General features: G+C 64.2%; 19 protein-coding genes. 14 read left to right on the top strand and 5 right to left on the bottom strand.

Annotated features, from left to right (window positions below; genetic code table 11):
- The first annotated feature begins 10 nt into the window (after positions 1-10).
- From LMA02_RS33800 to LMA02_RS33825, 6 genes are all read left to right on the top strand, one after another.
- Positions 11-1,168 carry an acyl-CoA dehydrogenase family protein gene (locus LMA02_RS33800; RefSeq protein WP_228910232.1) on the top strand — a complete coding sequence of 386 codons (1,158 nt, stop codon included), beginning with the start codon at positions 11-13 and terminating at the stop codon, positions 1,166-1,168.
- 14 nt (positions 1,169-1,182) lie between these two features.
- Positions 1,183-2,361, top strand: a complete 1,179-nt coding sequence (locus LMA02_RS33805; protein WP_228910233.1) for a CaiB/BaiF CoA transferase family protein — start codon at positions 1,183-1,185, stop codon at positions 2,359-2,361.
- Between the two features lie 102 nt (positions 2,362-2,463).
- Positions 2,464-3,852, top strand: a complete 1,389-nt coding sequence (locus tag LMA02_RS33810) for an MFS transporter (RefSeq protein ID WP_228910234.1) — start codon at positions 2,464-2,466, stop codon at positions 3,850-3,852.
- A gap of 106 nt (positions 3,853-3,958) precedes the next feature.
- Entirely contained in the window at positions 3,959-4,528 is a 570-nt protein-coding gene (locus LMA02_RS33815) for a YdeI/OmpD-associated family protein (RefSeq protein WP_228910929.1), read from the top strand.
- An 80-nt stretch (positions 4,529-4,608) separates the two neighbouring features.
- The gene (locus tag LMA02_RS33820; protein ID WP_228910235.1) at positions 4,609-5,541 is read left to right on the top strand and encodes a hypothetical protein; all 933 of its coding nucleotides are present in this window, start codon (positions 4,609-4,611) and stop codon (positions 5,539-5,541) included.
- 339 nt (positions 5,542-5,880) lie between these two features.
- The gene (locus LMA02_RS33825) at positions 5,881-6,201 is read left to right on the top strand and encodes a hypothetical protein (RefSeq protein WP_228910969.1); all 321 of its coding nucleotides are present in this window, start codon (positions 5,881-5,883) and stop codon (positions 6,199-6,201) included.
- A gap of 106 nt (positions 6,202-6,307) precedes the next feature.
- Here the strand turns inward: LMA02_RS33825 and LMA02_RS33830 are convergent, their stop codons facing one another.
- The 4 genes from LMA02_RS33830 to LMA02_RS33845 all read right to left on the bottom strand — a co-directional run bounded on the left by LMA02_RS33830 (position 6,308) and on the right by LMA02_RS33845 (position 12,593).
- A complete protein-coding gene (locus LMA02_RS33830) occupies positions 6,308-10,120 on the bottom strand; it encodes a CheR family methyltransferase (RefSeq protein ID WP_228910236.1) in 3,813 nt (1,270 codons plus the stop codon).
- Between the two features lie 138 nt (positions 10,121-10,258).
- On the bottom strand, positions 10,259-10,468 hold the full coding sequence (locus tag LMA02_RS33835) for a ribbon-helix-helix domain-containing protein (protein WP_228910237.1): 210 nt from the start codon (positions 10,466-10,468) through the stop codon (positions 10,259-10,261).
- A gap of 454 nt (positions 10,469-10,922) precedes the next feature.
- Entirely contained in the window at positions 10,923-12,368 is a 1,446-nt protein-coding gene (locus LMA02_RS33840; RefSeq protein WP_228910238.1) for a DEAD/DEAH box helicase, read from the bottom strand.
- A 78-nt stretch (positions 12,369-12,446) separates the two neighbouring features.
- Positions 12,447-12,593, bottom strand: coding sequence for an MFS transporter small subunit (locus tag LMA02_RS33845; RefSeq protein WP_228910930.1), 147 nt, complete (start codon positions 12,591-12,593; stop codon positions 12,447-12,449).
- A 228-nt stretch (positions 12,594-12,821) separates the two neighbouring features.
- Here LMA02_RS33845 and dapA point away from each other — a divergent pair, with 228 nt between their 5' ends.
- The 8 genes from dapA (at position 12,822) to LMA02_RS33885 (ending at position 21,609) form a co-directional block, all read left to right on the top strand.
- Positions 12,822-13,718, top strand: a complete 897-nt coding sequence (dapA, locus tag LMA02_RS33850) for a 4-hydroxy-tetrahydrodipicolinate synthase (RefSeq protein ID WP_228910931.1) — start codon at positions 12,822-12,824, stop codon at positions 13,716-13,718.
- Positions 13,719-13,732: 14 nt separating this feature from the next.
- Positions 13,733-14,899: an iron-containing alcohol dehydrogenase gene (locus LMA02_RS33855; RefSeq protein WP_228910239.1), complete on the top strand. Its 1,167-nt coding sequence runs from the start codon at positions 13,733-13,735 to the stop codon at positions 14,897-14,899.
- Positions 14,896-16,179 (top strand): four-carbon acid sugar kinase family protein, encoded by a 1,284-nt coding sequence (locus tag LMA02_RS33860; RefSeq protein ID WP_228910932.1) that lies wholly within the window; start codon positions 14,896-14,898, stop codon positions 16,177-16,179. The genes LMA02_RS33855 and LMA02_RS33860 overlap by 4 nt, the downstream gene beginning before the upstream one ends.
- An 11-nt stretch (positions 16,180-16,190) precedes the next feature.
- Positions 16,191-17,216 (top strand): 4-hydroxythreonine-4-phosphate dehydrogenase PdxA, encoded by a 1,026-nt coding sequence (pdxA, locus tag LMA02_RS33865; RefSeq protein WP_228910240.1) that lies wholly within the window; start codon positions 16,191-16,193, stop codon positions 17,214-17,216.
- 130 nt (positions 17,217-17,346) lie between these two features.
- Complete coding sequence (locus LMA02_RS33870) at positions 17,347-18,765, top strand: sodium:solute symporter family protein (RefSeq protein ID WP_228910241.1); 1,419 nt, start codon at positions 17,347-17,349, stop codon at positions 18,763-18,765.
- A gap of 23 nt (positions 18,766-18,788) precedes the next feature.
- Complete coding sequence (locus LMA02_RS33875) at positions 18,789-19,976, top strand: sialidase family protein (protein WP_228910242.1); 1,188 nt, start codon at positions 18,789-18,791, stop codon at positions 19,974-19,976.
- 104 nt (positions 19,977-20,080) lie between these two features.
- Positions 20,081-20,887, top strand: coding sequence for a DeoR/GlpR family DNA-binding transcription regulator (locus tag LMA02_RS33880; protein WP_228910243.1), 807 nt, complete (start codon positions 20,081-20,083; stop codon positions 20,885-20,887).
- A gap of 11 nt (positions 20,888-20,898) precedes the next feature.
- Complete coding sequence (locus LMA02_RS33885) at positions 20,899-21,609, top strand: SDR family NAD(P)-dependent oxidoreductase (RefSeq protein WP_228910244.1); 711 nt, start codon at positions 20,899-20,901, stop codon at positions 21,607-21,609.
- Between the two features lie 30 nt (positions 21,610-21,639).
- Here LMA02_RS33885 and LMA02_RS33890 read toward each other — a convergent pair whose 3' ends face one another.
- Positions 21,640-22,695: an aldo/keto reductase gene (locus LMA02_RS33890; protein WP_228910245.1), complete on the bottom strand. Its 1,056-nt coding sequence runs from the start codon at positions 22,693-22,695 to the stop codon at positions 21,640-21,642.
- Between the last annotated feature and the right edge of the window lie 423 nt (positions 22,696-23,118).

A 23,118-nucleotide genomic window follows, 5' to 3' on the forward strand; every position in this document is an offset into this window, starting at 1 on the left:
GCTACGACCCATGAACCCTACCGACGCGTACCAAGACATTCGCGAAGCCGTTCGCGACCTGTGCGGCGAGTTTCCCGCCGACTATTTCCGCGGGATCGACGAAGCGCGCGGCTATCCCGAAGCGTTCGTCGACGCGCTGACGAAAGCCGGCTGGCTCGCCGCGCTGATTCCGCAGGAATACGGCGGCTCCGGCCTCGGCCTGACCGAGGCGTCGGTGATCATGGAGGAAATCAACCGCGCGGGCGGCAACTCCGGCGCGTGCCACGGCCAGATGTACAACATGGGCACGCTGCTGCGCCACGGTTCGGCCGAGCAGAAGCAGCGCTATCTGCCGAAGATCGCGAGCGGCGAGCTGCGCCTGCAGTCGATGGGCGTGACCGAGCCGACCACCGGCACCGACACGACCAGGATCAAGACGACCGCCGTGCGCAAGGGCGACCGCTACGTGATCAACGGCCAGAAGGTGTGGATCTCGCGCGTGCAGCACTCCGACCTGATGATCCTGCTCGCGCGCACGACGCCGCTGTCCGACGTGCAGAAGAAATCGGAGGGGATGTCGATCTTCATCGTCGATCTGCATCACGCGATCGGCAACGGGATGACCGTGCGGCCGATTCCCAACATGGTCAACCACGAGACGAACGAGCTGTTCTTCGACAACCTCGACATCCCCGCCGAGAACCTGATCGGCGACGAAGGCCAGGGCTTCAGGTACATCCTCGACGGGCTGAACGCCGAGCGCACGCTGATCGCCGCCGAATGCATCGGCGACGGCTACTGGTTCGTCGACAAGGTGTCGCAGTACGTGAAGGATCGCGTCGTGTTCGGTCGCCCGATCGGCCAGAACCAGGGCGTGCAGTTTCCGATCGCCCGCTCGTTCATCAATGTCGAGGCCGCGAGCCTGATGCGCTTCGAGGCCGCGCGCCGGTTCGACGCGCACGAACCATGCGGCGCGCAGGCGAACATGGCGAAGCTGCTCGCGGCCGACGCGTCGTGGGAAGCCGCGAACGCGTGCCTGCAATTCCATGGCGGCTTCGGCTTCGCGTGCGAATACGACGTCGAGCGCAAGTTCCGCGAGACGCGCCTGTACCAGGTCGCGCCGATCTCGACGAACCTGATCCTGTCGTATGTCGCGGAGCACATCCTCGGCCTGCCGCGGTCGTTCTGACGGGAGTGACGAGCATGCGTCCACTGGAAGGCATCAAGGTCGTCACGTTCGAGCATGCGATCGCCGCGCCGTTCTGCACGCGTCAGCTCGCGGATCTCGGCGCGCGCGTGATCAAGATCGAGCGGCCGGGCGTCGGCGATTTCGCGCGGGGCTACGACGAACGCGTGTCGGGACTCGCGTCGCACTTCGTGTGGACCAACCGCTCGAAGGAAAGCATTACCCTCGACGTCAAGCAGCCCGCGGCGCTCGACGTCGTGCACAGGCTGCTCGCGGATGCCGACGTGTTCGTGCAGAACCTCGCACCTGGCGCGACGCAGCGCCTGGGGCTCGACTACGACACGCTGCGCGAGCGCTATCCGCGGCTGATCGTCTGCGACATCTCCGGCTATGGGCTCGACGGGCCGTTTCGCGACAAGAAAGCGTACGACCTGCTGATCCAGAGTGAATCCGGATTCCTGAGCATTACCGGCTCCGACGGCGAGCCGGCCAAGGCCGGGTGCTCGATCGCCGATATCGCGGCGGGCATGTATGCGTATTCGACCATCCTTGCCGCGCTGATCGAGCGCGGCCGCACCGGACGCGGCCGGCACATCGACGTGTCGATGCTCGAAAGCATGGTCGAGTGGATGAGCTATCCGCTCTACTACGCGATCGACGGCCAGTCGCCGCCGCGGCAAGCCGGCGCGTCGCACGCGACGATCTTTCCGTATGGTCCGTTCAAGGCCGGTGACGACCACACCGTGATGCTGGGCCTGCAGAACGAGCGCGAATGGAAAAGCTTCTGCGAGACCGTGCTCCGCATGCCCGAGCTCGCGGCCGACGAGCGCTTCGGGTCGAACAGCCGCCGCGTCGCGAATCGTGACGACCTCGCATCCGTCATCGTCCGCGCGTTCTCGACGCTCACGGCCGCCGACGTGATCGACCGGCTCGAGCAGGCCGGTATCGCGAACGCGCGGATGAACGACATGCATGGCGTGTGGACACATGAACAGCTCGCCGCCCGGCACCGCTGGACGCGGGTCGACACGCCTGCCGGCGAGATCCCCGCGCTGCTGCCGCCCGGCATCGCGCCGAGCGACGAGCCGCGCATGGATCCCGTGCCGGCGCTCGGACAACATACCGACGCCGTGCTGCGCGAGCTCGGCTATGCCGATGAACAGATTCACACGTTGCATGCATCCGGCGCCGTTTGACCGGGCCTTTCCGCGCTGATCGCAGCGCGCCCCTCATCACACTATCGAAGCGTCTCCGCGCCTGGTCAGCAGACGCGAGAGCGCCACACATCCGGAGACATCATGGCGAACACCGTCAATGCCGCCGGCCGGCTCGACCGGCTGCCTGTTTCAAGGTTCCACTGGAAGATACTCGGGCTGATCGCCGGCGGCGCGTTCCTCGACGCGTTCGACATCTATCTCGCCAACGGCTCGGTCGCGTCGATGGTCAAGGACGGGTTCACCGATCTGCGGCACGGCGCGATGTTCGTGTCGTCGACGTTCGTCGGGATGATGATCGGCGCGTTCGTCGCGGGGTATGTCGGTGACCGGCTCGGGCGGCGGTATTCGTATCAGCTCAATCTCGCAGTGTTCGGGCTCGCGTCGATCGCCGCGTGTTTTGCGCCTGACATCGAGTGGTTGATCGTGCTGCGGTTCATCATGGGGATCGGGCTCGGGGCGGAACTGGTCGTCGCGGCCGGGACGCTCGCCGAGTTCGTGCCGCCCGACACGCGCGGGAAGTGGGTGTCGCTGCTGGCGATCATTACCAATAGCGGGCTGTTCGCCGCGCTGGCCGCGGGATACTGGATCATTCCGCATCTCGGCTGGCGCTATATGTTCGCGCTGGCCGGTGTCGGGGCGCTGGTCGTGTGGTTCATGCGCAAGCGGATGCCGGAATCGCCGCGCTGGCTCGAATCCGTCGGGCGGCTCGACGAGGCGGAGGCGACGCTTGCCGCGATCGAGCAGGAGGTGAGCCAGCAGGTCGGCACGCTGCCGCCGGTGCGGCGCACCGTGGATCTGCATGTCGGGAAGGTGCCGCTCGGCGTGCTGTTTTCGAAGGGGATGCGTGGGCGTATGGCGGTCGCCGCGTTGACTGCGATCGGCGTGAACGTCGGGCTCTATGGCTTCATCGCGTGGCTGCCGACGTTTTTCGTCACGCAGGGGTTGTCGGTCGTCAAATCGCTCGGCTTCGTGTTCCTGATGTCGATCGGGTCGCCGGTCGGCGGGTTGATCGGGTATCTGATCGCGGACCGGATCGGCCGTGCGAAGGGGATCGTGATCGCTTCGCTGCTCAGCATCGCGCTCGGCTGGCTGTATGTGTCGCTGCGCGATACCACGGCGATCATTCTGGTCGGGTTCTGTCTCGTCAGTGCGATCTATACGATCACGACGCTTGGGTTGTTTGGGTATATTCCGGAGCTGTTTCCGACCGAGGTGCGGCTGCGTGGCACGGGTGTCGCGGGGATGTGCGGGCGGATGTCGTCGATCGGGACGCCGGCGCTGGCACTCGCGCTTTATCAGGCGTTCGGTGTATCAGGCGTGATCGCGATGGTCAGCGCGACACTCGGCGTGCTGTGTGTCGCGATCGGGTTGCTGCGGGTCGAAACGGGGCGGCAGGCGCTGGAGGAAGTTGCGCCGGGGACGAGCGACGCGGATGGTGCGGCGGTCGCGCCCGGGGCGACGCAAGTTTGATTGTCGATAAAATCGGATATTCCCAAATCCGTGCAAATCGGTAATCTACGAGGGTTCGGTGAACGAAACAGCCTCGCTGCCTGAATGCAACCATTCGGATCGCGCCATGACTGAGCCTCGTCTGACATTCCTTGACCAGAAGGAATGGGAAACCTGGTTGACGCAAAACGGCGGCACCTCGACCGGGATATGGCTGCGCCTCGCCAAAAAGGGCGCCGGCCAGCCGACCGTCACTTACGAACAGGCGCTGGAAAGCGCCCTTTGTCATGGCTGGATCGACGGCAAGAAGCAAACCGAAAGTGAAGCAACCTGGTTGCAACGCTTCACGCCACGCTCCGCAAAAAGTATCTGGTCCAGGCTCAACAAAGAGCGGGCCGAAGCGCTGATCGCCGCAGGCAGAATGCTTCCTGCGGGTATGCGGGAAATCGAGAAAGCCAAACAGGATGGCCGCTGGGAGGCGGCCTATACGTCCGCCAGCAACTCGGTCGTGCCGGACGACCTGCAGGCCGCGCTGGATGCCAATCCCAAGGCCAGCGCGTTCTTTGCGACGCTGAACGGCCGAAACCGCTACGCGATCCTGTTTCGGATACAGAACGCCAAAATGCCCGCAACACGGGTGCGCAAGATCGAGGAGTTCATCGGCATGCTGAATCGCGGCGAAACCATTCATCCGTAGACCGGAAGTTCGACAGTCGAAGAAAGTCGCCAGACGCCATGTGCGCCCCGCCCATTCGAACAATCAGCCGGAGCACGTTGATGAGCAAGCGTGACCGAAACCCAGCCAGCGCGCCGGTACGCAGAAGAGCGTGCACGTTGACCATTCTGGCGGCATGTTGGCTGTCGTGCGTGGGGCTGTCGGCGCGTGCGTCCGACGACACCACCAGCTTGCGCGCGCTATACCAGAATCTGAAACCCCAGCTCGACCACAACGCGTTTCATCGGCGGCTGTATCTGGATTCCCAGGAATCATCCTCCACGGTCACGGGCGAAATCTACGCAGAAGTGGACTACCCATTCGCGACCGTCAGCGACGTCCTTGATTACCGGTCGCAAGGCCTGGCGAACTGGTGCGATCTCCTGATCCTGCATCCGAATATCAAGTACTGCCGCGCCTCTGGCACGAATAGCGACAACATGCTGACCCTGAATCTCAGCAAACGGGAAGCCGCCGCGGAGCTCCAGTCCACTTACCGCCTGTATTTCCGTTACGATGCGGCGGCCAGGGCCCCGGGATACTTCAAGGTCAAACTCCGCGCCGACAGCGGGCCGTTGAACACCCGGGATTACCAGATTGTCCTGGAGGCGGTGCAGCTCGGTAGCGACCACACGTTCCTGCATCTGACCTATGCATTCAGCTATGGCCTGGTCGGGCGCCTTGCGATGAAAAGCTTTCTGGCAACGTTTGACCGCGGCAAGGTCGGCTTCACCAAGGTCGCCAGTCCGGCCGCGGCACAAGGGGAATACGTCGACGGGGTACGAGGCCTCGTGGAGCGCAACACCATGCGCTACTACCTGGCCATCGATGCCTATCTTGCCGCACTATCGAGCCCGCCCGACAAGCAGCTGGAGCAACGCCTGAGCACGTGGTTCAGTTCCAGCGAGCAATATGCGCGGCAGCTGCACGAAATCGACCGGCAGCAGTACATGCGGATGAAACAGGACGAATACCGCCGCCAGCAGACGGAGTAGCAGGCGGCGAATCGCCGGCGGACAAGCAGAACGTTCGCGACGAGCCGTTATGAAAAGCGGACGCATCGCCGTGGCACTCGCGATCCGACGCTCGCGACGCCTGGTTTAAATGTATAAGGCGGGACTGGACCGAACAGACAGCGTCAGTTCGTCTGACTCAGTCCGGCCATGAACAGACGATCAAAAGCGTACGCTGGCTGACCGGGTCCGAACCACGACCGGACAACCAATCGATACATTTTCCAGACGTTAAAGTTGTCGACGCGGTATGGAAAATGCGCACGTAATGGTATCGAGACTGATAAGGCGCCAGGTTCCAAGGCGCCGGAGGCTATCAAAATGGACGTGCTGAGAGTGGCGCAGGAAGCGGGGTTGGCAGTGCTCCTGGAGGCGCGCATCGGCCGGCAGGAGTACAGCAGCGTATCCGGATCAAAGGATGCGTTGCTGCGCTTCGCTGAGGCGATTCGAACGGCGACGGTGCAGGAACTTCGCTTGCGCGCCCGCCTGAAACTTCATTCCCGTCCTTCACAATGTTGGTGGCGTTCAAAGGGCAAACGCGCTGGAACCAGCCCCGCCAGCAAATCTGAAGACCTTTTACGCTGCGGTGCAGAGACAGGGGATCCACTTATCCGTCTGCGCGTGAAAAACATTACACGGTGAACGTTTCTATTTATCGACCGCGCGCGCCTGTGGCATCAGCGCCGCAACAAAAAAGTCCGAATCGTGACGGCACCCCAGCCTGAGGACGGGAGAGCTTGCCCGTCCACTAAGGCGTTTCGTCCCCGTGGGGGCCGTTGCTGTTGAGAGAAGCAATAAGCAGATCATTCAACCGGGCAATATCAGCCGGTTTGACCAGGTGTTGATCGAAACCCGCCTGTTTTGCACGGTGGAAATCTTTCTCCCCTCCGTATCCGCTGAGCGCGACCAGCAAGGTGTCTGCAAAACCGGGCATCACGCGTAGTCGACGGGCGACCTCGTAGCCGTCCATGCCCGGAAGACCGATATCGAGCAGGACAACGTCCGGATGAAAGTCCACCGCGAGCAGCAGCGCGGATGGGCCATCGCGTGCGACCTTCACCTCGTGTCCGTTGAGTTTCAGCAGCATCGCCGTGCTTTCGCCTGCATCGGTGTTGTCATCCACGACAAGAATGCGTCGCGGTGCGGCCGGAAGTGCGAGTTGTCCTTCGTCACCGGCTTTTGATTGCGGCGTTCCAGGTACCGTGCCCGCCAAGACTGGAAGCCGGAAAACAAATGTACTGCCCCGGCCCGGCCCATCGCTCGCGGCGTGGACGGCTCCGTGGTGCAGCTCAGCCAACTGATGTACCAGGGCGAGACCCAGCCCCAGGCCGGCGCCCTTCCGGTCGAGCGAACGCTCCGCCTGTACGAAGATGGTGAAGATGGTTGGCAGGAAGTCCGCCGCCATACCAATGCCGTTGTCGGCGATTGTCAGCACCGCGTCGTCGCCGTCGCGTACCAGCGACACGTCTATGCGCCCCCCGTGCGGCGTATATTTGATAGCGTTGCCCAGCAGATTGGTCGTGATCTGCTCAAGTCGCATCGCATCTCCTTCGACCGCAAGCGGCTGGGCCGGCAATTCAAGCGTCAGCTCGTGCTGATGCGCATCGATCTCCGGGCGCATTGCGGCCACGCCGTGTTGCACAATCTCCCCGAGATCGACCGGCTCGAGATTGAGCTTGATGATGCCACGCGTAATCCGGGACACATCCAGCAAATCGTCAACCAGGTCGATTTCGTGCTTCAGCTGGCGTCTTGCCGCCACGCGCGCGCGCTCTTGTGTCGCCGCGTCGATGTCCGCACACTCCCATACCTCGAGGCCGTTGCTGATCGCGACGAGGGGATTGCGCAGTTCGTGCGCCAGCATCGCGAGAAACTCGTTCTTCTGACGATCGGCTGCTTCCAGTCGTTCCACCGCAAGGTGTTGCTGGGTAATGTCGTTAATGGTCAACAGAATCAGTTCGCGCGCCCGTTCGGCCACACGGGCGGCATTCAATCGCATCGTGCGCGGGCCAATGCCCTCAAAATCATGAGTGATCTCGAAGTCCCGGATCACCGTTCGCTGCGGGAGCAGCGTCTCGAGAAGCTCACGGAGCCTAGGGATATTCCACTGCCGGTTTCCGAGTGAGAAAAGCAGTGCGCCGATCGTATCTTCCGCACTGGTCTGGAAGGTCTGATAGAACGCACGGTTGGCGCGTACCACACGAAGGTCCGCTCCCAGCACGAGCAGCGGCTCGGACATCGTCTCGATGATCGCGTCGGCGTGGTCACGCGCACGGACCACGTCGTCGTGAAGGGACCTGAGTTCGTGATTGCGATAGCGCAACTCGTCATTGGTGGTCGAGAGCTCCTCGTTCAATGACTGAAGCTCTTCCTTGGCCGTCTCAAGTTCTTCATTGGTGCTCTGGAATTCCTCGTTGCTCGAGAGGAGTTCCTCTTCGCTTGACTTGAGCTCCTCACGTGCGCTTTCGTGCTCCTCCAGTATTGTCCTCATCTGCGTACGCATCGCGCCCACTTCGGCGTTCAGTCGCGCGATCTCATCGTCCCTGGGGTCCGTCTCTTCAGCGGCTGCCTTACGGTGCAGACGCTTGCGCAACGCCTGCAACATCAGCGCCTTCAGCGTTTCCTGCCCAGGCCCCGACAGCCCGTCTGCGCGTTGGGGTGCGCTCTCAAAAAAGATCAGGAACCACCGACCCTCCACGTCAGCGATCTGCAGGGGATGGACTTCAAGGCTCGCGGTTCCCGGCCCGCTGGCGTTACCGATCTGCAATCCGGTCTTGCGTACGGCCACGCCTTCTTGTCGAACCTGCCTGATCGCGTCACTGATCGCCAGAAAAACTTCCGGGCGCGCAAGCCGCTGGAGACTGGTGATCGGAGGGCCACTCGGGTTGAACAGATAGGCAGAGGTGTCGCCGCGATACTCGATGACGTTCAGATCCTCGTCACACAGGACAGAGGACGGCGCGTATTTCGCCAGTGTGATGCGATCGACTTCGGCGCGAAGCGACGACGCCTCACCGCGACCGTTTCGGCTGTCAGATACGCTTCGGGAGCTGGCAGCAGACTGCGGGACCGATGGCGACTTCAGGCGAACCTCGGGCAGCGGTCCAAGGCGGGGCTTTTTGCTATATAGTTTGCTGCGCTTGTTTTCGACGACACCGAAGAGCTCTGAGAAGGCGCCCACTGTCTCCGAAGGGCCCAACATCAGCACGCCGTCTGGCTTCAGTGCGTAATGAAAGAGCGGCATCACGCTCTTCTGGGCCGCCGCGCTCAGGTAGATCAGCAGGTTACGACAGCTCACCAGATCCATTCGCGAAAACGGTGGGTCGCTCACGACGTCGTGCCGCGCGAATGTACAAAGGTCCCGCACCGACTTGTCGACACAGTAATACTCGCCGTCGCGCATGAAAAACTGCTCCAGCCGTTCGGGCGACACATTGCGCGCGATGTTCTCGATATACCGACCGGCGCGCGCCGTTTCGAGAGCATCGGCGCTGATGTCGGTCCCGAAGATCTGGATAATCATGTTCGCCGCACGGTCGCCGAGATATTCCATCAGGCATATCGCGATCGAATAGACCTCCTCGCCAGTTGCGCACCCAGGCACCCAGATCCGGAGGGATTCTCCCGCTTCTTTGCCCTCCGCGACACGCGGAAATACAATCTCGGTCAACGCCTCGAATGTCTCCGGATCCCGAAAAAATTCGGTCACGTGGATGAGCAGATCGCGCCCGAGTGTCAGCGTCTCCGCAGGATCGGATTCGAGTACCGCGACGTAGTCTGCAACCGATGTCAGTTGCCGCAATGCCATGCGGCGCGATAGTCTGCGCTGCATCGTGCCATGTTTATAGCGGGTGAAGTCCACGCCGCAGGCCGTGCGAAGCAGGCGGAATACGGCGCGCAGACTCGTGTCCGTGGGCTCGATAAAAGTGCCTTTCGCGGGTACCGGTACTGATCTGAGATGAGGATGTCGCCCGATGCGCATCATCTCCTGTGCGATATCTCGCGGAGAAAGCACTCGATCGACGCAGCCCAGCCCGATCGCCGCATGGGGCATGCTGTTAAAGTGCGCCGACGCATCCTGGGCGAACGTGATGCCGCCTTCGCTCTGGATTGCCTGCAGACCCAGCGCGCCATCCGAACCGCTGCCGGAGAGAATGACGCCTATTGCGTTGGAGCGCTGGTCCCTGGCAAGTGACTCCAGCAGGTCGTCGACAGGCATAGGTGGCCCGGGCCTCCCGTCGCGTGGCCGCAACCTGATACGGCGCTCGACCACCAGCATGCTTGTGTTCGCAGGAATGACGTACAGATGGTCCGCTTCGACGGCCATCCCATCAACGGCTTCCTGAACCGGCATGGACAGGCGTTTGGCGAGGATTTCTGGAACGATGCTGTGCCGGGAAGGATCGAGATGCAGCACGACCAGAAAAGCCATCCCGCTGACAGCCGGTATGTCGGCCATCAATTCGGAAATCGCCTCAAGTCCGCCTGCCGAGGCGCCGATCCCGACCAGGGGAAAGGCCGGTGACAGCGATTCGGGCGCCGTTGTTGCGGGATGGGTCAAGTCGTCTCCAGTGATGCGAACAAGTCGTCTGTGCGGGTCGCACGGCGACGCGGAAGAAACCCACAATCCGTGCGCACTTCACGTGCCATCCCCCGCAATACTCCCGTGGCCCGCCGACACCGGAAGGGGCCGCCAGTTTCAACGGTTCCGGGGACCGGTTATGAGGGGCTCCACGTCATCTGCTGGCGACACCGGGATAGCCCCTTCCTGCTGCTCGATCCAGGCGGCCAGTGCCTGCTTGATGATCCAGCCACGCGAACGGTCGAGACGCGTCGCAAGCTGGTCGACTTTCTCTGCCAGTGGCAAAGGGACGTGTGCGGTAAGCACCCTGGTGGTCCCATTGGTCATGACGGTCTCTTCCTTTGCGTTCGGAGGATCGGTGTGCCGGTCAGCGTCGTCAATTCAGTTCACTGCCGACCTCGCCGCACGACAGTTGCCTGACTTGAATTGTAGTTCTTTAATCAGAATGATTTGGATCGATTATGACGATCGGCTGAAGTCAGTTCGAAAGCGGACGGAGGCGGACGGAGGCGGATCGCGCCTGAATGACTCAGACGGGTCGATCACGGCCCTTGATGAAGTGACGGCCGAGCAATCTCAGACCTGATCTGACGCTGACTGAGTGATCAGGTCTTGACTTGCACAGTTCAAACGTCCGTTCGGCCGCCAAGTTGTAAGCGATCCTGGATTCAGTGCGCCCTTGCCGGCCGACCCGATGTGCGGCAAAGCCGCGCCACCCGCCTGCGGGCCTCCAATCGCCCGTCTTTTCGATGGCTGGCGTCAGCCGCCCAACGGATCAGCGTTAGTGTTTACCGCGACCACCCGCAGGCTTCCCAGCCGGCTTGCGCGCCCCCGCAACCGCCTTGCCCGCGGGTTTGCCTTTACCGCGCGGCTTTTGCACGCTGAACGGGCTACCGTTCAACACGCTCGCGCCCTTGCCCACGGCTCCGGCCCCCTGCCCCACCGCCTTGCGCTTGCCCTCACCGCCTTGCGGCCGCGGCTTTTCCCCGGTCACCGGCATGGCCGCCGCCCCACCTTGCGGCACTTTGGGCTTCTTCGGCTTTTTAGGCTTCTTGATGATCTGCCCGGTCGAGCTGGTTTCCGGCACGCGGTGTTCCGCTTCAAACCCCGGCTCTTCTTCGCGGCGCAGCGTCTGCCCGATCAGCGCCTCGATCGCGGCCAGTTGCGGTGCTTCATCCGCACACACGAGCGACACAGCCACGCCGCTGGCACCCGCGCGCCCGGTACGCCCGATCCGGTGCACGTAATCCTGCGCGACGATCGGCAGATCGACGTTGATCACGAGCGGCAAGTCATCGATATCCAGCCCGCGCGCAGCCACATCGGTGGCGACCAGCATCTGCACTTCGCCCGTCTTGAAGCGCTCGAGCGCACGCAGCCGCGCCGGTTGCGGTTTGTCGCCGTGGATCGTGTCGACCGCATAGCCCGCCTCGTCCAGCATGGCCGCCAGATACTCCACGCCATTGCGGGTCTTGACGAACACCAGCGCGTGGTCCCAGTTGTTCTCGGCCACCAGGTGCATGAAGAGGTCCGGCTTGTTCCGCTTGTCGACCGTCACCACCCACTGCTTGATCTTGCTGGCCGTGACATTGGGCGGGCTGACGCTGATATTGACCGGGCCGCGCAGAATGCTCGCCGCCATCGCGCGGATATCGTCGGTAAACGTCGCGGAGAACAGCAGGGTCTGGCGCTGAACCGGCAGCGCGGCAAAGACGGCATTGAGCTCGCGCGCGAAGCCCAGATCGAGCATGCGGTCGGCCTCATCCAGCACCAGCGTTTCGACTTGATCGAACTGCACGGCATTCTGGCGGTTGAGATCCAGCAGACGGCCCGGCGTGGCAACGAGCACATCGACGCCTTTGCGCAACTTCATCATCTGCGGGTTGATGCTCACGCCGCCGTAGGCGGCCAGAAATCGCAAGTCGAGGCCCTTGCCGTAAGCGACGAAGCTTTGCAGCACCTGCTCGGCCAGTTCACGCGTCGGCACCAGCACCAGAACCCGCGCACGGTTGCTGGACACCGCCGGGCCCTGCTGCACGAGCCGCTGCAACAGCGGCAGCGCGAAACCCGCCGTCTTGCCCGTGCCGGTCTGCGCGCCAGCCATCACGTCCTTGCCGCCGAGCACCGCGGGAATCGCCTTGACCTGCACCGGCGTAGGTGTCTGGTAATTGAGATCCTGCAGATTACGCAGCAAGGGGTCGATCAGGCCGAGCGAGGCAAAAGACATGGACGTGTTCCGGGCTAAAACCGCAATTCTAGCGGTTGCCGCTGATCGCACCGTGCAGATCAGTGCGCCCACGCGCCTTCACCGAAACAGCTTCATCGCCGTCATGAGGGTATTGACGACGCCCCACGCAAGCTGACTCAGCACGTAGCGCCAAAACATGGCGAGCACCGCCTTGTTGGTCGGGTGGGCGGAAGCGACCCGATGACACCGATCAAAATGATCGATTCGGTCATATTAGGGTTTTCATTGACTGATTCAGTCATGAAATCAGCTAGAATGCACACATCGCGCAACTGTTTTGATTGAAACGAGCACACCGTTCCGTCATTCGAGTTGCACTGGCTGACGTGCGTGGCGGCGCCATCGTGCCCGCAAGCGCGCAGTCCTGCCGATGTCTGCCTAACCCATGGAGACGGCGCTTTCGCCCGCCGTCCCTTCCGCGATGGAGCACGCATGTCAATGTCGTTCAAGGGGATCGTTCCCGCGCTCATCACGCCGATGACGGCGGACGAGGACGTCGATGAAGACGGCCTGCGCGCGCTGGTCGAACGGCTCATCGAATCGGGCGTGCACGGGCTCTTCGTGCTCGGCACCAATGGCGAATTCATCGCGCTGAGCGAAGAAGAGAAACTGCGCATCGCGCGCACCGCGGTCAGCCAGGCCCGCTCGCGCGTGCCCGTCATCGCGGGCACCGGCGCTTATGCGACGCGTGACGTGATCGACCTGAACCGGAAGATGACCGAGGTCGGCGTGGATGCCGTTTCGGTGATCACGCCGTATTTCAACGGCGCGACGCAACCGGAGCTCTACGCTCACTACAAGAAGATCGCCGAGGCCACGCCGCTTCCGGTCATGCTCTACACGATCCCCGCGAAAGCGGGCATCACGCTGACGGTCGATACCGTGCGCCGGCTTTCGGAGATTCCGAACATTCGCGGCATCAAGGACAGTGGCGGCGACTTCGATCGCTTGCTGCAACTGATCAACCTGCGCCGCGACGACTTCGCGGTCTTCACCGGCACCGACTCGATGATTCTCTGGACGCTGATCGCCGGCGGCGACGGTGCGGTCGCCGCGACGACCAATGCCGTCCCGCAGGTCGTCATGTCCATCTGGAACAAATTCCAGGCGGGCGATATCGCCGGCGCACGCGTCGCCCAGGAATCGCTGCGTGCGCTGCGCGATGCGTTCGCGCTGGGCACGATGCCCGTCGTGCTGAAAACCGCCGCGCACATGCTCGGGATGCCCGCAGGCCCCGCGCGCTCCCCCGCCCAGCCGCTCGACGCCAGCGCGCGCGAGCGCCTGGCGCAAGCGCTCTCCATCTACCACGACGCCGCGCGCGGCCACTGAAACAGGTCATCAGCATGACTACCTATCACTTCCAGACCGTCAAGCACGTCATCCATGGCGCCGGCAGCCTCGACACGCTTCCCGACAAGCTGTCGCTGCTCGATACGCCGGTCGAGCGCATTGCGCTGATCACGCAACCTGCCATGGAAGAACTGGGCATCGCCGATCGCGTGATCGAATCGCTCAACGCGAAAGACGTCGACGTGCGCATCATTCGCGGCGTCGAGCCGGAGCCGACCATCGGCAACGTCGAGACGGTGTACCAGGAGCAGATCGCGCCTTTTGCACCGCAGGCGATTCTGTCCATCGGCGGCGGCAGCGTGCTCGATGCGGCGAAGCTGTTCGCGGTCCGGCTGACCAACGACGAACCGCTGCGCAACTGGCTCGGCATCGACCTGATCAAGCACCCGGGCGTGCCGATGATCCTGGTGCCGACGACCGCCGGAACCGGCTCCGAAGTCACGCCCAACGCGATCGTGACGCTGCCGGACGAAGCGCTGAAGGTGGGAATCGTCAGCCGTCACCTGCTGCCGCAAATCGTGATTCTCGATGCGGAGCTGACACTCGGCCTGCCGAAGCCGATCACAGCCGCGACCGGCATGGACGCATTCGTGCATGCGCTCGAATCGTACATCTCGACGAAGGCGAACCCGATCAGCGACATGTACGCGATGGAGTCGATGCGCCTGATCGGCGCCAACATCGTCGAAGCGTACGAAAACGGCCGGTCGCTGAAAGCACGCGAAGCGATGATGCTCGGATCGATGTACGGCGGCCTCGCGCTCACCGCCGCCGGCACGGCAGCGGTGCATGCGCTTGCCTACCCGCTCGGCGGCATGTTCAACGTCACGCACGGCGTCGCGAACGCGATGCTCCTGCCGCACGTGATGGCCTTCAACCTCGATGCGATCGAAGGCCGGCTGTCGAACGTTGCGCGCGCACTCGATCTGGCATCGAAAACGGACGCGGACCCGGTCGCGGCGCGCAAGCTGATCGACAAGATGGAGGAATGGACGGCGGCCGTCGACATTCCGCAGGACCTGCGCAAGTTCGGCGTGTCCGAAGAACATCTCGACGCGTTGGCGGTCGCGGCATCGAAGGTCAAGCGCCTGCTCGGCAACAATCCGAAGGCGCTGACGCTCGACGACATGAAATCCATCTACAGCCGCCTGCTGCCATGAACGCGAACGCGGTCGCACAGCACGCGGCACGGCTCCTGATCGTCGCCGACGACCTGTCGGGCGCGGCCGATTGCGCGGTGGCCGGGCTGCGTCACGGCTTGACGGCGATGGTCCTGCTCGACACCGAGCATGCGCGGGCGCCGACGAACGGCGTGGACATCCTGTCGGTCGACGTGGACTCGCGCCGTGCATCGAAGGACGAGGCCGCCCGACGCAACGTCGCCGCCGTCGAGTCGCTGTCGCACGCCGGCACGCGTATCTACAAGAAGGTGGACTCGACGCTGCGAGGCAATGTCGCGGCGGAGGTCGCCGCGCTGGCGTCGCAGCTTGGCATGGCGATCGTGTGTCCCGCCTACCCGGCATCCGGCCGCGCCACGCGGGACGCGCGGCAATGGGTGCGCGGCGTGCCGGTCGAAGCCAGCGAATACTGGCGCAACGAAAACATCCCGGGCAAGGCCGACCTGGTTGCGCTGCTCTGCGCCGAACATCTGCGCGTCGCCTACGCGGCAATCGGCACGGTGCGCGGCGAACCGGGCGCGCTCACGGCGTGCCTGCGGGAGATGCAATCCGAGGGCGCGCAAGCCGTCGTGTGCGATGCGGAGTCCGACGACGATCTGCAACGCATTGCCCGCGCATCCGCGGCGCTCGACAACGTGTTCTGGGTCGGCTCGGCCGGCCTGGCCCCCGCGGTCATCGAAGCGCTGGTGCCACCCCGCGGCATCACCGAACCGGCAGCCAACGGTGACGCTCCGCAAGGACCGGTGCTCACGGTCGTCGGCAGCATGTCGAGCATCTCGCATGCGCAGGTGGAGTACCTCAAGGCCAACGCCGGTGCCAGTCTCGTTGCGCTCGAGGTCGCCGTCCCCGCGCTGGATGACCCGCGCAGCGACGTGACGACGGTCGTATGCGACGCCCTGCGCCGCGGCCGGCATGTGGTGGTCTCGTTGAGCCAGACGCAGCGCGGCGACGTGAAGGACGGCCTGCTGTTCTGCAATCGTCTCGCGTCCTTGCTTGCGCCCGCCGTGCGCCATGCAGGCGCGATCATCGCGACCGGCGGCGAAACGGCGCGCGCGCTGCTCACCGCGGCCGGCGCGAGCGCGTTGCGCGTCATCGACGAAATCGAGGACGGCATGCCGCTGCTCGAATGCCGGCTGCAAGGAAAGACACTCCCCGTCGTGACCAAGGCCGGCGGCTTCGGCCAGCCCGGGTCGATCCATCACGCGTGGCGCCGGCTTGCGAATGAAGGCAAGACGGCCAATACCGCTCAAACCAATTTGTGAAGGGAACTGCCATGGACAACCGTCCGATCATCGGCATCACCATGGGCGACGCAGCCGGCGTCGGACCGGAAATCATCATGAAAAGCCTTGCCCATGCGTCCGTGTATGAGGAGTGCCGTCCCGTGGTCATCGGCGACGCCGCGCGCTTGCGGGACGCCGGCCGCAGGGCGGGCGTCGATCTCGAGGTGCGTGCCGTCGGCCGTCCGTCCGACGGCGCGTTCCGCGTAGGGGTCGTCGATTGCATCGACATGGCGCTCATTCCCGCCGACCTGCCCTATGGCAAGCTGTCCGCGGTCGCCGGAGACGCCGCCTATCAATACATCGCCCGCACCGTCGAGCTGACGTCGAAAGGCGAACTCGACGCGATCTGCACAGCGCCGCTCAACAAGGAAGCGTTGCATGCCGGCGGCCATATTTTCCCCGGACACACGGAAATGCTCGCGCATCTGACGGGCATCGACGAGGTGTCGATGATGCTGGTCGCGCCCAACCTTCGCGTGATCCACGTGACGACGCACATCGGCCTGCTCGACGCGATTCGCAAGATCGAACCGGGCCTCGTGCAACGCACGATCGAGCGCGCACATGACACGCTGGTTCGCGCCGGCATCGCGAATCCCCGCATCGGCGTATGCGGCATCAACCCCCATGCCGGCGAGAACGGCCTGTTCGGCTACGGCGAAGAGGAAGAAAAGATCGTTCCGGCGGTCCAGGTCCTCCAGGCACGCGGGTGGGACGTGGAAGGCCCGCTGCCGGCGGACACGCTGTTCTTCCGTGCGGGCCGCGGCGATTTCGACGTGGTCGTCGCGATGTATCACGACCAGGGACACGGGCCGGTGAAGGTGATGGGCCTCGAAGCCGGCGTGAACGTGACGGTCGGCCTGCCGGTCATCCGCACATCGGTGGACCACGGCACCGCGTTCGACATCGCCGGCAAGGGCATTGCCGACGAACGCAGCCTGCTGGAGGCGTTCCGCCAGGCCGTGGAGCTCGCCACGCGACGCAACGAGCCGGCACCCGTCGCCAGCGCCGCGTAAGCGGCATCCGCACCGACACGCAACGACACGCAACAACCCGCATCGACCAAGGGGCGATACCGGCAGGCACATGCCGGATCGCCCGACATACCCGAACGCATATCAACCGAAGGTAACGTGGAGACAAGCGATGGCCACCTTCAGTTATTGGGACACAGCCACCATCATCGGCATGGTTGTCGCCTACATTGTGATTACGAGCGTGATCAGCATTCGCCTGCGCAGCCGTAATTCCGAACAGTTCATGGTGGCCGGGCGCTCGATGCCCGCGCTGGTGGTCGCCATCCTGCTGATGTCGGAATTCATCGGCGCGAAATCGACGGTCGGGACCTCGCAGGAAGCGTTCTCGGCCGGCATCGCCGCGTCGTGGTCGGTCCTGGCTGCGGCCATCGGCTTTCTGTTGTTCGGTCTGTTCATGGCCAAGCGCCTGTATGCATCGGGCGAGTTCACGATCTCCGGCTTCATCGCGCAACGCTATGGCAACGGCGCGAAGCTCGCCGTGTCCGCGATCATGATCTACGCGCTGTTCGTGGTGAACGTCGGCAACTACGTGAGCGGGGCGGCGGCCATCTCGACGGTCATGCGGATCAACCTGCCCACGGCCGCCATCATCACCGCCATCGTCAGCACCGTCTACTTCGTGTGGGGCGGCCTCAAGAGCGTCGCGTACCTGACGGTCATTCACAGCGCCGTGAAGCTGCTCGGCATCGCCATCCTGGTCGGTGTCGCGTGGAAGCTGTCGGGCGGCATCCAGCCGATGGCGCAGAACATGCCCGCGCACTATTTCACGTGGTCCGGTGCGCTGTCGGGCGGCACGATCGGCGCATGGATCATCGGCACGGCCGGCGCGATCTTCTCGACGCAGTTCATCATCCAGGCCATCTCGGCCACCCGCAGCCCCGAGGGTGCGCGCGCGTCTTCGCTGATCGCCGCGCTCCTGTGCGTGCCGATCGGGCTCGCGCTCGGCTTCATCGGCGTGACGGCCAAGTACCTGTATCCGAACATCAAGAGCCTGTACGCGCTGCCGGTGTTCCTGCAGCACATGAACCCCATCCTGGCCGGCATCGTCACGACGTCGCTCGTCGCATCCATCTTCGTGAGCGTCTGCACCGTCGCGCTGGCGATCGCATCGCTGATCGTCAAGGACTTCTACGTGCCGCGCTTCAAGCCGACGCCCGACGTCGAACTGAGAATGACGCGCTGGATCTCGCTGGTCGTCGGCTTCCTCCCGCTGATCTTCGTGCTGTTCGTCCCGCAGATCCTCGCGCTGTCGTTCTTCAGCCGTGCGCTGCGTCTGTCGGTGTCGGTCGTTGCGCTGATCGGTATCTACCTGCCGTTCTTCAGCGGCAAACGCGGCGCCGTCTCGGCCCTGATCGTCGCGACGCTCGCCACGACGGTCTGGTACCTGCTCGGCAATCCGTTCGGCATCGACAACATGTACGTCGCCCTGGTGACGCCCGCCATCGTGCTGGTCATCGGCAAGCTGTTGTTTCATGGCGAGGGCTCGAATCTGCGCGACAAGCCGCTCACGCATCGCGAATCGCACTAACCTCGCCACTCGAGACACATTTCATGAGCACGAACCTCGTTGAAGCGGCGAGCGCCGCGTCGGATCACTGCGTTCGCACGGCGTATGCCGACGCGGAACGGCAAGAAGCGTTTCTGCCCACCGTCTGCGTGCAGAACCATGCGGCCAACCTGCATTGCCTCGAAAACGGCGACCTGCTGTGCGTCTGGTTCGGCGGCACCCAGGAAGGCATTCCCGACGTCTCCATCTATCTGTCGCGTCTCGCCGCCGGCGCGAACGCGTGGTCGTCGCCTCAAAAGCTGTCGGACGACCCGACCCGCTCGGAACAGAACCCGGTGCTGTTCACCGCGCCGGACGGCCGCCTGTGGCTGATCTACACCGCGCAACTGTCCGGCCATCAGAACACCGCGATCGTTCGCCGCCGCGTGTCGACGGACGGCGGCGTCACCTGGGGCCCCGTCGAGACCCTGTTCGATCGCCCCGGGACATTCGTCCGCCAGCCGATCATCGCGCTCGACAGCGGCACGTGGCTCTGCCCGGTATTCCTGTGCCGCACGGCGCCCGGTGAACGCTGGGTCGGCAACGACGACGTCAGCGCGGTCATGGTCTCCGACGACCAGGGCGCGTCATGGGCGCTGCACGAGGTGCCGGACAGCGTCGGGTGCGTGCACATGAACGTTCACGTGCTGCGCGATGGCTCGCTGCTGGCGCTTTACCGCAGCCGCTGGGCGGACTTCGTCTACGCGAGTCGCTCGACGGATGGCCGCACGTGGAGCGCGCCCGAGCCGACCGATGTGCCGAACAACAACTCGTCGATCCAGTTCACGGTGTTGCAGAACGGCCACCTCGCACTCGTGTTCAACGAGAGCGATGCGTCGCACGGTAACGCGCGTCGCGCGTCCCTGTACGACGACATCGAAGACTCGGAGGACAGCGGCGAGCTGCGCGACCAGAAGGCGTCCGCGCGCGGCACCGCTTTCTGGGGCGCTCCGCGCGCGCCGATGTCGCTGGCCATCTCCGAGGACGGCGGCAGGACATGGCGCCGCCGCCGCAACCTGGAAATCGGCGACGGGTACTGCATGACGAACAATTCCGCGGATCAGCGCAACCGGGAGTATTCCTATCCGTCCATCGTGCAGTCGCAAGACGGCGCATTGCACATCGCCTTCACCTGGTTTCGGCAGAAAATCAAATACGTGCGCGTCGACGAGGCGTGGGTTCGCGGGCGATGACACCCGTCGAAGCAACTGGCCGGTCACTGCGGCAATTCGATAAACTTGTCGGTCGGGATGCGCAGACTTGCGCGCCAATGCGATCAGACCAGGAAATCACGCACATGAAAGTGACCAGGCGCCGGGAGGCGATGCTGCAGGCCGTGCTCGGGGGCATGACGGACGTTGCGACGTTGTGCGAGCACTTCGGGATGTCGGAAGCGACCGTTCGCCGGGATCTGCGTGCGCTCGCGAGCGACCGTCGCATTCTGCGCACCTACGGCGGCGCCGCCGCGGTGGGCGGCCATGAGCCGGAGCCCTCGCTCGAGGAGCGGCGCGTCAGTTCGCAGGAACAGAAGGAAGCGATCGCGCACGCGGCGAGCGCGTTCGTCGAGGACGGCGACACCGTATTCCTCGACGGCGGCACCACGACCGCGGCGCTGGCGCGCCTGCTTGCCGGGCGGACAGCCGTTCACGTCGTCACCAACAACCTGCTGGTCGTGAGCCCGCTCGCCGCGTCGGGCGTGCAGGTGACGGTGATCGGCGGCGACGTCCGGTCGTCCAGCATGAGCACGCTCGGGCCGCTCGCGCAGATCGCGCTGAGCCGCCTGAGCGTCGACAAGGCGTTCCTCGGCGCGGATGGCGTCGTCGCGGAACTGGGCTTGTGCGAGGCGAGCAGCGAACAGTCGTATCTGAAGGAGTGCGTGATGCGGCAGGCAGCCGAGGTGTTCGTGCTCGTGACCGCGGACAAGCTCGGACGCGCGAGCCAGCAGCACTGGACGCCGCTCGAGCGCGACTGGACGCTCGTGACGGACGACGCGGCCCTGCCCGAGCAGCTCGCGCCGTTCCATTCGCAAGCGCGGATCACCGTTCACGCGGTCAGCACGAAGACTGCGACGACATCCGGCGGTTCATCGCAGGTTCAAACGTAGCAGGAGCGATCGTGGGTCAACGGGAGCAGTCGGGTTCGGGTTCGGGTTCGCGCCATGCAGTCGTGACGGGCGCGTCGTCGGGAATTGGACGAGCGATCGTCGACCGTCTGCTCGCCGACGGCTGGCGCGTCACGGGACTGTGCCGCTCGCACATTGAAACGACGCATGGTTCCCTGAACATCGTGCCGGTCGACGTCACCGACTTCGCGGCACTCGGGCCCATGTGCGATGCATTGGGTGCGGTGGACGCGCTGGTGCATGCGGCCGGCTTCATGCGTACCGCGCCGCTCGGTCAGCTTTCACACGAGGACGGCGCGGCCATGTGGCGCCTGCACGTTGAGTCCGCCACCTTTCTCGCCGATCGCCTGGTGCCCCGGATGCCCGCCGGCGGACGCATCGTGCTGCTGGGCAGCCGCACCGCCAACGGTGCGGCCACACGCAGTCAGTATGCGGCGACCAAATCCGCGCTGGTCGGCCTGGCGCGGTCCTGGGCCGCGGAACTCGCACCGCGGGGCATCACCGTCAATGTCGTCGCGCCCGGCGCGACGGACACGCCGTTTCTGCGCGATCCGGCGCGCGCGGCAACGCCTCCCCGCCTTCCGCCAATCGGGCGATTCATCACGCCCGAGGAAGTCGCCGCGCTGACCGGCTTCCTGCTGAGCGCGGATGCGAGCGCGATCACGGGGCAGCAGATCGTCATGTGTGGTGGCGCGTCGCTTTAACGCGCAGGGATGGACCCGGCGTCGCCGATCCTAATTCGATACGACGCGCGAGAATGGCTTCGGCCGCCTGCCCGACTCCTGACGATCGATCATCCAGCCCGGATAACACGGGGGCAAAGCACTCACGGCGTCGAGACGCGCCAACTCGTCATCGGTCAGGACGACATCGACCGCGCCGAGATTGTCTTCGAGCTGTTCGACCCGTTTGGCACCGATGATGACGCTCGTGACATGCGGCTTGGCGAGTAACCACGCGAGCGCGATCCGGGCGACCGACACCCCTCGCGCGTCGGCGATGGCGCGCATCGCCGCGACACACGGCCACGCCCGGTCAAGATCGACCGGCGGAAAATCGAAATGGCTGCGCCGCGAGCCTTCTTCCGTGGGCGCCCCGGGACCAAACTTCCCCGACAGCAATCCGCCGGCGAGTGGCGACCAGACGAGCAGCCCCATCCGCTCCTCGATCGCGAGCGGCACCAGTTCGCGCTCCACGTCACGTCCGGCGATCGAATAATAGGCCTGGAGCGTCTCGAAGCGCGTCGCGCGGAGCGCTTCGCTGAGCCCGAGCGCCTTGCCGATCTTTCCCGCGCGCCAGTTCGAGACGCCGACATAGCGCACCAGCCCCTGGCGCGTCAGAGCGTCGAGCGCCCGCAGCGTCTCCTCAATCGGTGTGACGGAATCGTTCGCGTGGATTTGGTAAAGGTCGATATGGTCGACCTGCAGCCGTTCCAGGCTTCTCTGCACCGAATCCATGATGTGGCCGCGCGACGCGCCCTGATCGTTGGGCTTCGGGCCCATCACGCCGGCCGTCTTGGTCGCCAGCACGATCTCGCCGCGCGGGACGCCGAGGTCCCGGAGCGCTTGTCCGACGAGGCGTTCGGCGTGGCCAAACGAGTAAATATCGGCGGTATCGATGAAGTTGATGCCGGCGGCCAGTGCGCGGGCGATCAATCGGGTCGCGTCGTCCTGACCGACCGCGCCGATCGCCGCCCACATGCCGGCATCGGCATTGCCGCCCAGCGTCATCGTGCCGAGACACAGCTCGGAGACATACAGGCCGGTGCGGCCCAGTTGCTTGTATTGCATGAGCGTTTCCTTGTGGATCGGCTGGAAAGAATGCGGCGGTGTCCGGTCCGGCACGCACCGCACACCTGGATTTCAGCGGATTCGAGCGTGTGCTGCCCGAAATGGGCCGGCACTCGTTGCGACACGTGCGCCATACCGGCGTGCCGTCTCGAGATGCCCGGGCGACAAAGTGTGTTGCGTCATGCCTGGCTTCCTTTCATTCAGGTTGTCGCCGGGCGTCGACATGGGAAAGCACTCTACTGAGTCGCAAGCGGGTGATAAATGACGGCCGATTGAACGTTCTGTTACTTCCGGAGTGAACAATGCAAAGCACGCGACGTGCGCTTGATCTTTGCCAAGCGTCGATCCCACGACATATCGACGGCGGCAACCCAGGCCATTACGGCCCGGCATAAACCGGCCATGAAAAAACCCGCCGAAGCG

It is taken from the genome of Burkholderia sp. B21-005 (genome assembly GCF_020843965.1).
In the GTDB taxonomy this organism is placed as follows: Bacteria; Pseudomonadota; Gammaproteobacteria; order Burkholderiales; family Burkholderiaceae; genus Burkholderia; species Burkholderia ambifaria.